General features: G+C 50.6%; 11 protein-coding genes. 7 read left to right on the top strand and 4 right to left on the bottom strand.

Features of this window, described 5'->3' with window-relative positions; translation table 11 throughout:
• The 3 genes from ACHUEV_RS17500 (at position 1) to ACHUEV_RS17490 (ending at position 3,488) form a co-directional block, all read left to right on the top strand.
• The gene (locus ACHUEV_RS17500) at positions 1–1,431 is read left to right on the top strand and encodes an aldehyde dehydrogenase family protein (protein ID WP_394182184.1); all 1,431 of its coding nucleotides are present in this window, start codon (positions 1–3) and stop codon (positions 1,429–1,431) included.
• A gap of 303 nt (positions 1,432–1,734) precedes the next feature.
• On the top strand, positions 1,735–2,796 hold the full coding sequence (locus ACHUEV_RS17495) for a LysM peptidoglycan-binding domain-containing protein (RefSeq protein ID WP_394182182.1): 1,062 nt from the start codon (positions 1,735–1,737) through the stop codon (positions 2,794–2,796).
• Positions 2,797–2,858: 62 nt separating this feature from the next.
• Positions 2,859–3,488 carry a hypothetical protein gene (locus ACHUEV_RS17490; RefSeq protein ID WP_394182180.1) on the top strand — a complete coding sequence of 210 codons (630 nt, stop codon included), beginning with the start codon at positions 2,859–2,861 and terminating at the stop codon, positions 3,486–3,488.
• A 110-nt stretch (positions 3,489–3,598) separates the two neighbouring features.
• On the opposite strand, the gene ACHUEV_RS17485 is transcribed toward ACHUEV_RS17490, so the two are convergent.
• The 3 genes from ACHUEV_RS17485 to ACHUEV_RS17475 are packed head-to-tail and all read right to left on the bottom strand — an operon-like array spanning position 3,599 to position 6,460.
• Complete coding sequence (locus tag ACHUEV_RS17485) at positions 3,599–4,714, bottom strand: TauD/TfdA family dioxygenase (protein WP_394182178.1); 1,116 nt, start codon at positions 4,712–4,714, stop codon at positions 3,599–3,601.
• 29 nt (positions 4,715–4,743) lie between these two features.
• Entirely contained in the window at positions 4,744–5,490 is a 747-nt protein-coding gene (locus ACHUEV_RS17480) for a class II aldolase and adducin N-terminal domain-containing protein (protein ID WP_394182176.1), read from the bottom strand.
• Between the two features lies 1 nt (position 5,491).
• The gene (locus ACHUEV_RS17475) at positions 5,492–6,460 is read right to left on the bottom strand and encodes an NAD(P)-dependent oxidoreductase (protein WP_394182174.1); all 969 of its coding nucleotides are present in this window, start codon (positions 6,458–6,460) and stop codon (positions 5,492–5,494) included.
• A gap of 244 nt (positions 6,461–6,704) precedes the next feature.
• Here ACHUEV_RS17475 and ACHUEV_RS17470 point away from each other — a divergent pair, with 244 nt between their 5' ends.
• From ACHUEV_RS17470 to ACHUEV_RS17455, 4 genes are all read left to right on the top strand, one after another.
• On the top strand, positions 6,705–7,715 hold the full coding sequence (locus tag ACHUEV_RS17470; protein ID WP_394182172.1) for a tyrosine-type recombinase/integrase: 1,011 nt from the start codon (positions 6,705–6,707) through the stop codon (positions 7,713–7,715).
• Positions 7,716–7,959: 244 nt separating this feature from the next.
• Positions 7,960–8,823 carry a hypothetical protein gene (locus tag ACHUEV_RS17465; protein WP_394182170.1) on the top strand — a complete coding sequence of 288 codons (864 nt, stop codon included), beginning with the start codon at positions 7,960–7,962 and terminating at the stop codon, positions 8,821–8,823.
• 727 nt (positions 8,824–9,550) lie between these two features.
• Complete coding sequence (locus ACHUEV_RS17460; RefSeq protein WP_394182168.1) at positions 9,551–10,033, top strand: hypothetical protein; 483 nt, start codon at positions 9,551–9,553, stop codon at positions 10,031–10,033.
• A 62-nt stretch (positions 10,034–10,095) separates the two neighbouring features.
• Positions 10,096–10,437, top strand: coding sequence for a hypothetical protein (locus ACHUEV_RS17455; protein ID WP_394182166.1), 342 nt, complete (start codon positions 10,096–10,098; stop codon positions 10,435–10,437).
• A gap of 92 nt (positions 10,438–10,529) precedes the next feature.
• Here ACHUEV_RS17455 and ACHUEV_RS17450 read toward each other — a convergent pair whose 3' ends face one another.
• The gene (locus ACHUEV_RS17450; RefSeq protein ID WP_394182164.1) at positions 10,530–12,215 is read right to left on the bottom strand and encodes a vWA domain-containing protein; all 1,686 of its coding nucleotides are present in this window, start codon (positions 12,213–12,215) and stop codon (positions 10,530–10,532) included.
• Between the last annotated feature and the right edge of the window lie 596 nt (positions 12,216–12,811).

Genomic DNA, 12,811 nt, shown 5'->3' with positions numbered 1-12,811 from the left:
ATGCTGACACTTAACAAATTCTATATTGATGGCGCATGGGTGAATCCTGCATCTAGCGCCACCATGCCGATCATGAACCCCGCGACAAATTCCCAAATCGGGACTGTATCTATGGGCAATGCGAAAGATGTTGATCGCGCTGTTGCAGCGGCGAAACGCGCGTTTGAAACCTTTTCGCTAACCAGCAAAAACGAACGCCTCGCACTTTTGCAAAAGCTGCGGATCGAAACGGTGGCACGACTAGAGGATTTGGCCACGGCCATGACATCAGAAATGGGCGCGCCTGCAACAATGTCGCTAGAGGTACAGGCCCATTCTGGCTTAGGTCACCTCGACGACTTCATTACCGCGCTAAAGCAGATGGAAGATGAAGAGACGTTGCCAAACGGCGATATCCTTAGCCGCGAGCCAATTGGTGTATGCGGTTTGATCACGCCTTGGAACTGGCCGATAAACCAGATCGCTTTGAAGGTCATTCCGGCCTTAGCGACAGGTTCGACCTGTATTTTAAAACCATCCGAACACACACCAATATCAGCCCAAATCTACGCGGAAATCGTAGATGCAGCGGGCTACCCCGCGGGTGTGTTCAACTTGGTACAAGGCGATGGTATCGCAGTGGGATCGGCCATGTCGCGACACCCAGATATTGATATGATGTCATTCACAGGTTCCACCCGCGCTGGTACCGCTGTGTCCAAGGACGCAGCGGATAGTATCAAACGTGTGACCTTGGAATTGGGCGGAAAATCTCCAAACCTTGTTTTCGCCGACGCGGATTTGAATAAACGTGTCAAAGAAAGCGTTGAAGGATGCTTTTACAACACTGGCCAATCGTGCAACGCGCCGACCCGGCTTTTGGTCGAGCGCAGCTGCTATGACAACGTGCTAACCTTAGCGAAAACTGCCGCAGAAGCGCAAAAAGTAGGCGACCCAACATCGATCGGAGATCACATTGGACCGGTTTTCGATAAAATCCAGTACGACCGTGTTCAGGCGATGATCCAGGTGGGTATTGATGAGGGCGCACGTTTGCTTGTGGGTGGGCTTGGGAAACCAGATGGTTTAGAGAACGGGTGGTATGTAAAGCCGACGATTTTCTGTGACGTAGACCATAATATGCGAATTTCACGCGAAGAAATCTTTGGCCCGGTGTTGGTGATCACCCCTTTTGACACCGAAGAGGAAGCCATCGCGATGGCTAACGACACCGAATATGGGCTTGCCGCATATGTGCAATCAGGTGATGCCACCCGCGTAGCACGCGTGGTACGTCGTCTACGCGCAGGCACGATCCAGATAAACGGACGCGGCCCTGATTATGGCTCTCCTTTCGGCGGCTACAAACGATCTGGAAATGGTCGCGAAGGCGGTACATTCGGTCTGGAAGAGTATCTAGAAATCAAGGTCCGCCCACCGTTCTTGACGTAATGGTATCATTCGTTGCAAGAGCACGGCGCAAAGAAGTTTGTGCCGCGCTCTAGTTTCGAAATTATAGTATCCGATCACTATTCACCGATACGCAAAGTTCTGAAAAACCGGATATTATCCGAAAATGCAAGTCACAATTCCTGCGGAATATTATGCGCCCCACACGCCAAGGCTAATTTAGAATGCGGGCATTGGTGTAATATTTCTAGCCCTAAAGCGGCAAAATAGCGCCTAGTTTCAATTCTGTATGCAGAATATGCATGATGCTGACAATGACCGCAGATGCAGATGCAGGATAATAAAATGCTACATAAATCAACATTGCTCACCATTTCATTAGTTGCGAGCGCATCAGCCGTTCAGGCGCAGGAAGCCTGTACAACCTATACAATTCAAGCAGGCGATTCACTCAGCACGATTGCAAAATCAGCGTATGGGACCATCGCGTTCCAGACGATTTGGGATGCAAACAGAACCGCCATTGGCGGCAACCCAAACATCATCGGCGTCGGTACGACGCTGCGATTGCCTTGCGCTGATGGATCTTTGCCCGGGCAAAACACAGCAGCGGCGCCAGCTGTCATCGAAACAGAACCTGAAGCCCCCGCAGATGATGAACCGATCACAATTTCTCTTGTCACCGGCAGCGGCTATGCACCGTTCACAGACGAAAGCATGGAAGGTGGCGGGATTTACACGCAGCTGGTGCGTGCTGCGATGGACACCGTTGAACCCAAAGCGACAACTTCGATCATTTTCGTTAACGATTGGGGATCACATTTGGAAACACTATTGCCAAGTAACGCATTTGACGGCGCGTTCCCATGGCTACGCCCAAACTGCGAAGCTCCAGAAACGTTGACAGAAGATTCCATCGCGCGATGTGAAAACTTCCTGCACTCTGACCCATTCTACGAAATTATCGATGGGTTGGTTGTTGATGCAACATCTCCGCTCGCAACGACACAAGACTATGCAGATTTTCACGGAACTACGATCTGCCTACCACAAGACTACACAGATGCCCTACTTGCTGCCGATGGTCTTGTTGAACCAACTATAACGTTGTCACGTCCGGCTGAACCAGAAGACTGTATCCAGCAACTGAATGCTGGCGAAGTGCAAGCGGTTTCGATGGAACAACGTCAAGCCAGCGATATCATCACGCGCCTTGGTCTCGATGAAAAATTTATCTTCAACCCAAACCTGAACAATGTCAGCACGCTGGCGGTTTATGTTGGCAAGGACAATCCTGATGCCGAACAAATCATTGCACTACTGAACGAAGGCTTGAACGAAATCCGTGAAAACGGTGTCTGGTTCAACACAGTGCGTACAGGTTTCAACGCCTACTACGCTCAGTAAAAGTTCATGAGCGTCTACTCCCAGTGAAAATAACAGTTAAAAATTAAGATCGGATATATTTCATGTCATTTTGTAACTGGGTGAGAGTAGATGCGACAACTAAGATCTCTTTCGCTATGTTTCGTCGAGTGCGCATTGCAGCGCCTGCGCTATGTGTTTTAGTAGCCAGCAACGCGTTGGCGCAGTCGACCAATCAAGTATCGCTTAGGTTCAACGACGAAGGTGAAAGTATTACTGGTGAACTCTTAGAATACACAAATGGTAACTTTCGAATTCAATCCAGTATTGGGTCTGTGACCATTCCAGGTGACGATGTATCGTGCATCGGGGACGCTTGCCCTGAGGGTACCAAAGCAGAAACAACCGGCCCGCATCTAAAGCTAACCTCTCCAGATGGGTCTATTACAGTTTCCGGCAACCTTATTGAAATTAAGGATGAATCCTACATTTTAGCGACCAGCTTTGGAGAGCTCGCTGTCGAATTTGGCAGTGTGATCTGCGAAGGTGACGGATGCATCGAAGAGGTCAATACACCTGTAGATACTACGGTGATATTACGGAATGGGGCTACTGAAATCCAGGGGGAACTCTTGGGCTTAGACGACGATTCATATTTGATTCAAAGCGATATACACGGCGAAGTGCGGATCAAGCGAAACGCCTTTTCCTGCGAAGGGGATGCCTGCCCGTAAAGAAAGGCGCGGCTTGACGAAACGTATTGAGATTATCTTGGACGGGCATGAAATTCTAGTTTCCCGCTTGCCCGTCCTGTCTTTCCGCATTTTAGTGATAGATACTAACGTTAAGATGACTGTTCGCGTGAAGCGATCCGATATGTGCTACGCATTGCTGCGCGATCTGTATAGCACCCCCGCAAATGACGGCTGCCGCTTTCGGCAACATACCCTTCACGGCCATGCACGACACGATGATTATCAAATACCACGCAATTGCCCGACTCAGAGCGGAATTTTATTACAAACCGTTCTTCTTGCATCATGCGAATGAATTTGATGAAAGCTGGATAGTATACGTCCAGTAATTCCTGCGGTAGGTCCATGTTATCTTGCAAATGCTGTGAAATCGTAACCCCGGTTACATTTCCATCCTGATCAGTTTCAATCACCCGCTGGTGCGAACGATAATCCAACGTGTCGTGACGATAGAAGAATGGAATTTTGTGCATGGCCAGCAGATCAAAGGCTGCTGGATCTTCTTCTTTAAGAGCAAGCGCAACGGCCACGCCATCCAAAAACAGCGAGGCTCCACCATCTACAGTGTTTTCAATGCAATGTAGGAACTGCACCCCCGGTGCGGCCTCTTCACCGGGCAGGTCTGTGTGCATTTCCAAGGGCCCAGCAGTGAATGCCAGATTTGTTGGATTGATCTCTACGCGTACGTTAAAGAATAGCCCTTCGCCGGATGGTGTGACCGGGCCTATTGCATTGACCAAGTTGGGAAGGCTGTCTTCTGTTGCCGCCATGTCTGTCACAATGGCAATCCCATCTTCAATCAACGCACGCGTTAAGATGGCACGGCCTTTCGCGGTTTCAATGACCGACTGCTGCGACACCCGTGTAATATGGGGCATATGATCACTATACCACACTTTGCGTGGCAATGCAGCGGCATCCGCGGCACGCCCTTCAGAAGCGACTTGCTCCAGAAGGCTTAAAGCAATCTCGCTAGGCGCGTCTTCTAATTCCCACTCCACGACCAATTTATCGCCACGGATGAACAATTCTTTCGCCTTAGGTGCAGATAGTAATTGCGATACATCAAAAATTCGCTCGCGCGTTTGCGGGTCAATGCTAGAGCTGCAGGCATCACGTAGCCAATAGTAATTGAAGTATTTGGGGCCGTTTGACAAATGAACGATAACGCCATTGTCTTGAAGTTCAAACTGAGTGTTCTTCATGGTCGATTTCTCGTGAATGGAAGGAGGGGTTAACTTGCGTAATCGCTGTTTTCACGATCAAGAATCATGCGAATTTCCGACAGATGTGCCTCAGCTTGACCTGGGTAATCGTCCAGTTCTTGGGCGGTTTTTTCGGCAATTTCGTCGGACAATACACGTAATTTTTGGCCGGTTTGCAACGCGCGTACATAAGTCTCTGCAGCGCGTTCAAAGTAATACAATCTATTAAACGTATCAGCGACAGAACGGCCTACAACCAAAACACCATGATTACCCATGATCATGACTTTCTTCGTCGGGTCAGACAGCATTTGAGCACAGCGGATACCTTCGGATTCAAAAGCCAAGCCGCCAAAGCTATCATCGACCAAATAACGGTTAAAAAACGTCGCCGTGTTTTGATCAATTGGCGGCAAAGAACTATCTGCCATACAGGCAAGAACCGTCGACCAAATCGAATGGGTATGCATCACACAGCGCGCGTGGGGACACAAACGATGGATTGAGCCGTGCAAGCCCCACGCCGTTGGGTCGGGGGCATTGGGTGTGTTCAACGCATCAGTATCATTTGCATCCAAAAGCAACAAATCTGACGCTTTGATACGTGAAAAATGCACTTGGTTCGGGTTGATCAGAAATTGGGTCCCTGTGTCATTCACTGCAAGGCTAAAATGATTGGCGACGGCCTCGTGCATATTCAAACGGGCCGCCCATTGGAATGCTGCCGCAAGATCGGCTCTCTCGTCCCAATAGTTTATGTTTGCTTCTTTCATCATGCTAACCGGCCATCACAGGCTTGGTCAGACCAGATGGGACGACCTCGTAACCTTGTTCTTCAGGTTCGTCGTCGGTCAATTCAGATGGAAACCCAGGCGCCGTAATATCCAAACCCGTCATGTCTTCGAGACGACGGATAATGTTGGGGGATAACTCGCGTTCACCATATTTCGCGATGCCGTCATTAAAGATGTCCACCATCAACGGGCTGATTTCCAGTGGAACGCCTGCGTCTTCGGCAAGCTTTTGAAACAGGCCGATATCCTTTTTTACCAAGTCCATTGTAAATGAAATATCACGCGATCCATTCAGGATGACTTGGCTCTCAGTTTCATGCACGAACGAGGTTCCAGAGCTAATTTTCATCGCTTCGTATGTCGTGTTCAAATCTATGCCTACGGCTTTCATGGTCACCAAAGCTTCGCAGCAGGTCAGGAGATTCGCAGTCGCCAAATAGTTTGTCATAACTTTTAACGTCGAGGCAGAGCCGATTTCACCTGTGTGCAACACGCGTCGCCCCAACGTCGTCAATGTCGGCAACATCCGTTCAAACGTTGCGCGATCGCAGCCTGCAAAAATGGAAATGTTACCCGTGTCCGCTCGGTGGCAACCGCCTGAAACAGGACATTCAATCGCAGACCCGCCCCTTTCAGCAACGAGAGCGGCAAGGCGTTTAACCTCTGACACCTCTGTTGTAGACATTTCCATCCAAGTTTTAGTGCCGTCCACTTCGGGCAGCATCTCTTCCACGACAGCGGCACAGGCAGCGGGAGAAGGTAAGCAGGTAATCACCGCGTCACAAGCACACATCAAAGCAGCGGGGCTTTCAGCAGACTTTGCGCCTTTATCAACAAACTCAGCAACCAAATCAGCGTTCAAGTCAATAACGGTCAGATCAAACCCGTTGCGCAGCAAACTTCCGGCCAGTTTGCCACCCACGTTCCCAAGCCCCACAAATCCCATCTTCATTTAATCGTACTCCGTCCTGTGTCACACACATAGACTTTAGCCCCAACGAAAGATCAAAATGAAGCAATGAATTTCTACCCATTGGGGCAGTTTGAAGCGCGTCTGAAGTGACCGGATACAACTTAAATGGGCACGATCTGAACGAGATTGCAGACATTCTTTGCAGTGCATGCAGCCGGTAACTGAAATTCGGTGCCAATCCCGCTGCAATCAAGCGGGAGCTATTGGCTATCGCCCATGCGCCATGACAAAACGTGAGCTACCTAAGCACGTATACCGCCAACGCAACGGGCTGTATTTTCAGCGACGCGGATGGAAGTCTCAAAAATTCTCAGCCGAGTTTGGAACACCCGAATTTTGGAGCGAATACGCCGCCATACTGTCCGGAAAAGTTCCCACTTCAAAAGTAACGACGCGTTCATTCATTTCTCTCATTCGAAGCTACCATCGATCAAGCAGATACACCCAACTCAAGCCACGCACAGCGCTGGATTACGACAAGTATCTGCGTTTTTTCGAAGAGGTCATGGGCGATGCAAACCCGACCAACATGAAACGCAAAGACGTAATCCGGCTGCGCGATTCAAACGCCGACAAGCCCTACTTCGCTAACTACTCGCTGCGGGTGCTGCGTGTCCTGTTAGAACACTGCGTAGATTTAGGATGGTGTGAAACTAATCCGGCGCGCGGTGTATCAGAGATCAAAACCATCAAGAAAGCGCGGGCACCTTGGCCACAAGAGCTTCTAGATCAGTACCGTACCGCCTGCCCTCTTGGAACGCGTGAACGCCTCGCCATGGAACTGTGCGTCGGCACAGGTCAACGGATTGGCGATGTGATCGAAATGCGATGGTCAGACATTCAAGACGGTGGGTTCACTGTGCGCCAAAACAAAACTGGCAAACAACTCTGGATTCCCATCCTACCAGAACTGCAAGCCGCACTCGACGCCGCAAGCCGCCACTCAGTCTTTATCCTGACCAACGAGCGAGGAACAAACCGTTGGTCATATCGCGGCGTCGCGCAAGCGGTGAAGAACGTCAGGCAACAGATCAACGCACTCGACTTCGATATTCATAGCTGGCGATACAACGCAGCATGCGAACTCGTTGAAGCAGGGTGCGGTGACGACCTTGTCGCAGCCGTTACAGGTCAGAGCGCAGCCATGGTTCAACATTACACCAAGCAGGTTCGTCAACGCGTCAGAGCGATTCAGGCGCAACAAATGCGAACAGAACAAAAACAGAATGTTTAGACATTTGTTTAGACTTCAATGCTCCGAAAATTTGAAATCCGGCTAAGTCATTGAATCTAAATGGAGGCGAGTACCGGAATCGAACCGGTGTACACGGATTTGCAATCCAGAAGGAGAAACAGCGAAAACAACGGGTTAAGGGTGCAAAACACCCCCTGACAAAAAGTGAACAAAAAGCGAAAGTTTCAACGCTTATTGCGCGCCAGAATGCTCACAAAAACGCTTCTAACCTTGAGGCACTGCAATGAGCTGGGCGGTCGCAAATGAATGCGCCGAGCGCCGCTTTGGCAGTGCCGCACGCAAGCACATCATCATGTTTCTGGCCGACAAGGCGAGCGATGATGGCTCTGGTATCTGGTGCTCCAAGGGGACTATCCAGCGCCACACAGAGCTCAGCGAGAGCACGGTGAAGCGCACAATCATCGACTTCCTGCGCGAAGGCATTTTGATTGAGACAGGGCGGCGGCACTGCAAGAATGGCTACACCGTCATTTACCGCATTGTTCTGGAGCGGGTGGCCGCGCTCGAACCCACGGCCGAGCCCGATATTGAGACGGGGGTCACTGTGAACCCCGTCCAGCCTGAACCCGGTACGGGGTCCACCGTGAACGGGGGACGGGGTTCACGGTGGACCCCAAACCATCCTAAAACCATCCATAAACCTCCTACGCACAAGCGCGAGGCCGCGGAGGAGGTTGAAGATATTGAAGCAGAGAGGATCTTGGCGGCCTATCCCGAAGACAGGATCCGAGATCGGCGGACCAGTCTGCGCCTAATCACAGCGGCTGTGAAAGCCGAGGTGGAGCCCGATGATCTGAAACAGGCGGTCAAAGCCTATGCCAAGGAAAGCGAGGGCTACACGCGCAGCAAGGTCTGTTTCTCGGACAATTGGTTCAAGATGCGCCGATGGGAGAAGAGGCTTGCACAGGTACAGGCCGACCGCAAGAAGGTGCGAGAGGCCGAAGCCAAAGGACGCGCCAGCCTCGCCGAGTGGATCCACGAGCGCCATCCCCTGTGCCGCCATATCACCAATCGGCAGATTGAGGACCTTATTGCGTTGAAGCTGGTTACGCCCGAACAGGTGTGTGCTGCGGGTCTGCAGGTGTGAGAGTTGTTGTGCAATTTGAGATATGTCTTTCGTCATCTCAGAACCCGCACTGTTTCGTGAGTTATCGCGTATAGTAAGTTTGCTCTTTATGGCTTCTAGATCATATTTTCTTTTTATGATCTGTGGATCATACAAGGCGGAAAGCGAGCTGACATGTAGCAACTCGTATGGGCGGCCAGACTAAGCTGTAGTTGCGAGAACGCAGGAGCCTCGCTCTATTCGATGCATTGGATTTTCCATGTTGGTGGGCGCTAGAGCGGACGTAAACGCAGATTGCCGCGAAGGTCTCAAAAGAGCCCAGAGCGGACCTCTTGATTTTGTGCTGCGTGCGCTTGCAGCGCGGAAATTGCTGCAAAAGCGTAAATCTGTACGCCGCTGCGCGGCGGGAAAAGCGGTCATTCATGCGAGCCGAAGCGAAAACGAAACGCTCAAATATCAAGTTGCGGACGTTCCAGACATTTGCTGCGAACGCGAGATCTGACGTCGCTCATGCATTTCCAGTTACTAACGAAATGAATATCTTGATGGGTTAGTTGTGTAGGTCGAACGATAAATTAGGCGAGATACGTCGGCAGCAACCACACAGCGAATCTCCAATTGAGCTTGAAGAAATGCTAAACGGGCTCCCGTCCATTTCCCTCAAAGACCTATACAATTTCTTATGTTTCTAGCTTTAGATAATTCTTTTGATTAAAAGGTAGAGCAATTTTGATAAAGCTGACCCGTCATGAAAAACGCGTTAATTTTCCGATTGTTCAAATACCTAACGACCTGCGCAGTTTGCTTATTTGCGGGTACATCTTATGCGGATGACCTTTGCTATATCTTGTCAGAAGAAAGCCAAGTCGACACCGAGGCTTGTAAAGCAGGCTGCAGGCCTGATCCGCAAGCACATGCGTATTTGTATAAACCTCTACCCTGCAATGCTGAGTGTAGCGTCGTCATTCAGGGCGACGAGTATATTTCAGGAGATTGCTTCAGCCAGGCTAGTCCCAACAACCAACTTGTTTTGACCAGTGCCGATGGATATTGGATGTTTCATTTGGACCACCGACAGGATGGCCGAACTGAGGGTTATTGGAACGTTCAGATGGACGACAATGGTGAACCGATCCGAACAAGATACGCTTCGGCATCGATGGGTCTGTTGTCACAGATCGGCGAATGCTGGCGCAACGCTGAACATAAGATTTGCGTTTATACCGATTAGGTTGTTTTTGTTCCTTCCATGTCTGACATCATTTCAAGTCAGATAGCCAGGAGGTCAGTGTTATGATGTTTGAACGTCCAACGATTATGCTTACGGTAGGCGTGTTATCTTGCCTTACACCGTTTGGCTCGGGTTCGGCTGGTGAACTTTCAGTAGCTGAGTGCGCAGCACTTCAGAACACCCTAACCACACTGGCCGCACGAGACGAACGCAACGCGGAAACAATGCAGGCCCTTGCGACATTGACTTACACCATCCTCAGCGAACTGAACCCGACTGAAGATGGTGACGTAATAGGTGTCGCCAATGAAATGAAAGAGCTCATTACACGCCAATCCAATCTCGAAGTGGATAACATCTTACCCGGCATTGCAGTCTTTAAAGACGCCTGCTCCGTCGAATAATTCCTATAACGGCGTACAGAGAGACTCGCGGTTGCAAAGGTGAGAGCCTGAGGAAATTGGTTAGACCATTTGAAATGGATCTGCCTATTCAATTATTCGGTTACTGTTAGCGGTCGGTTTGCGATAGCCACTTCGTCCTGTCCTAGAAAATATCTCAACTCATACTGGCCGGGCACTTCTGGTACGATGATCGTCAATGGATTGCCTTCGTAGGTGTAACTCCAGCTTTCTGATTGGTATCCCTCTTCATCCAATGCACTAATCGCGACGAAGTCATACTCGTAGCCTGGACCGTCCCAGGTTACAGTTAGTGTTCCGCCTGATTTGGCCGTTTCCGCCGCTTCGAGGCTCGCTGTGACTGGTGTCAGATTAATTGTACTGGTGAATAGAACAGTGTCGTCCTGCCCCGCATAATATCGGATTTCATACTCACCAGGCACAATCGGCAACAACAATGGTGCCGGGTTTCCTTCATAAAGGTAAACGAAGTTGATGTACCCCTCTCCACCAATCTGACCGACAGCAAGGTAGTCCCCTTCGTTTTTTGGTCCGATCCATGGCAACATCAGCGTTTCACCAGCAGGCGCTGTAGCGGGCACATCAACGTGAATATCTGCCGCATTCACTTCAATAGATCGCGCGAAAACAACTGCGTCGTTCTGTCCTTCATGATATCGGATTTCATAGACACCTGGCTCAACGGGGATCACCAATGGCGCGGGATTGCCTTCGTATAGATAGGTAAAGTTAATGTAATCTTCGCTCCCCGCCGGACCAACGGCGAGATAATCCCCTTCGTTATCAGGGCCTGACCAAGTCAACAATAGCGTTTCACCAGCAAAGGCAGTTGCAGGAGCATCAATAGTTGCGTCAGCAGGCGTCACAGTGATGCGATGCGTTGCTGCGATCTCATCGTTTGGAGCGTAGATATAGCGAATTTCATACACACCAGGGTCAGCCGGCATACGGAGTTGAGCAGGTTCACCTTCTGCAACATACACAAAGTTCACAAAACTCTCGGTATCCGGAAGCGCGATGGTCAGGCTATCGCCAGCAGCTGCAGGGCCACTCCAACGTACGTTGATTGTTGCACCTGCGACAGCGGTCATGGGCGCATCAAGTGTTGCGTCGGGCGTAAGAAGCGCTTCGGTTTCAGTTTCGGGTTCAGCAGCAACTGTCGCAATAGCGTCTTTAAGTTCCGTCGCATCCGCAGCCCTGAGAAAGCGACCGCCAGTTTCAAGCGCGATGCACTGCATTTGACCAAGCGCGACAGGATCATCCACGTCGAAACCAATCACGTGTGCCGTAAAACTTACGCCCGCTTGATCGAGACGGCGTGCGGCTGCACAGGGATCTGGATTGCAGGTCTCAACCCCATCGGACACCAAAATGACGGTTGCGGTTTGGTTGGTGTAATCAAGAGCCTCCGCGGCGGCGATGATGGCATCTGTCATTGGCGTTTTGCCAAGCGGTCGAATATTATTCACCGCAGTACGCACCTCGGCTGTAGTGCCAGCTGCAGGGGCAACGATCGTCTGGATATCGCTACAGCTACCTTCCTGCCGGTGCCCATAAAGCGTGAGGCCTAACTGCTGATCCTGCGGAAAATCATCCAAAATCGTATGCACAGCCTGCTGCGCAATGGTGATCTTGGCTACGCCATCAATCTGCCCCCACATAGACCCAGAGCCGTCCAGCACCAATACGGTACCTGCACTGTCTTGCGCGACAGCAGCCGTCGATATCGTTGCAGCCAAAACCAAACCAAAGAAGCGCATGCAAATGTCCTTACGAGCCAATCTTCCGTTGCGTAATGAGCCGGAGGAACATTTGTAAATAGGTCGCAAAACCATCCGCCATTTTAGGCAGAAATGAACCGATTACGTATGAGAAGTCGGCCGCACTTGCCACCCTACTCATATCAACGAAGCTGGTTGCTATCACTCAAACTAAAGTCAGCTAAAATTGTGACTCTACCATCCAGTGGATCTTATGCTCAGGTTAACACCAACGGCTGCCTTCGCCCTATTGACTTGGGAATCCCAATCCGCGCCAAATTAATGACTGGCCGACCAACACGATCGCCCTCGTCTTAACTTCCCGTTGCCGAAGCGGGGCCCGTGAGGCCGGGCCACCACTGCAAGCGCCAGATCACCCTTGTACGCATCCGCCGCTCATGCACGAGGCCCCAGCCACCTACTCTGGGAAATGTAATCGGCAGATGATTCGTTGATCAGAGTAGAATTTTCCAAAGCACAGACTCAATAAAGGGGCGCGAGCACGCGCCGCCGCAGGTAAACACGAAAGTAATACGTGTCACGTTTTGGAATGATTGGCATATTACCTCAGCCTGAACGAAGCTGAATCGCCAGCA

Origin of the sequence: Yoonia maritima (genome assembly GCF_043641945.1) — a bacterium.
GTDB classification, from domain to species: Bacteria; Pseudomonadota; Alphaproteobacteria; order Rhodobacterales; family Rhodobacteraceae; genus Yoonia; species Yoonia maritima_B.
The sequence above is the reverse complement of the archived record's forward strand: the minus strand, read 5'-3'. Positions and strand labels throughout refer to the sequence as shown.

Coding starts and splice junctions, on each gene's coding strand:
- ACHUEV_RS17495 (WP_394182182.1), top strand. CDS start 1,735: ATGCTACATAAATCAACATTGCTCACCATTTCATTAGTTGCGAGCGCA.
- ACHUEV_RS17475 (WP_394182174.1), bottom strand. CDS start 6,460: ATGAAGATGGGATTTGTGGGGCTTGGGAACGTGGGTGGCAAACTGGCC.
- ACHUEV_RS17485 (WP_394182178.1), bottom strand. CDS start 4,714: ATGAAGAACACTCAGTTTGAACTTCAAGACAATGGCGTTATCGTTCAT.
- ACHUEV_RS17455 (WP_394182166.1), top strand. CDS start 10,096: ATGATGTTTGAACGTCCAACGATTATGCTTACGGTAGGCGTGTTATCT.
- ACHUEV_RS17460 (WP_394182168.1), top strand. CDS start 9,551: ATGAAAAACGCGTTAATTTTCCGATTGTTCAAATACCTAACGACCTGC.
- ACHUEV_RS17490 (WP_394182180.1), top strand. CDS start 2,859: ATGTCATTTTGTAACTGGGTGAGAGTAGATGCGACAACTAAGATCTCT.
- ACHUEV_RS17465 (WP_394182170.1), top strand. CDS start 7,960: ATGAGCTGGGCGGTCGCAAATGAATGCGCCGAGCGCCGCTTTGGCAGT.
- ACHUEV_RS17450 (WP_394182164.1), bottom strand. CDS start 12,215: ATGCGCTTCTTTGGTTTGGTTTTGGCTGCAACGATATCGACGGCTGCT.
- ACHUEV_RS17480 (WP_394182176.1), bottom strand. CDS start 5,490: ATGATGAAAGAAGCAAACATAAACTATTGGGACGAGAGAGCCGATCTT.
- ACHUEV_RS17500 (WP_394182184.1), top strand. CDS start 1: ATGCTGACACTTAACAAATTCTATATTGATGGCGCATGGGTGAATCCT.
- ACHUEV_RS17470 (WP_394182172.1), top strand. CDS start 6,705: ATGACAAAACGTGAGCTACCTAAGCACGTATACCGCCAACGCAACGGG.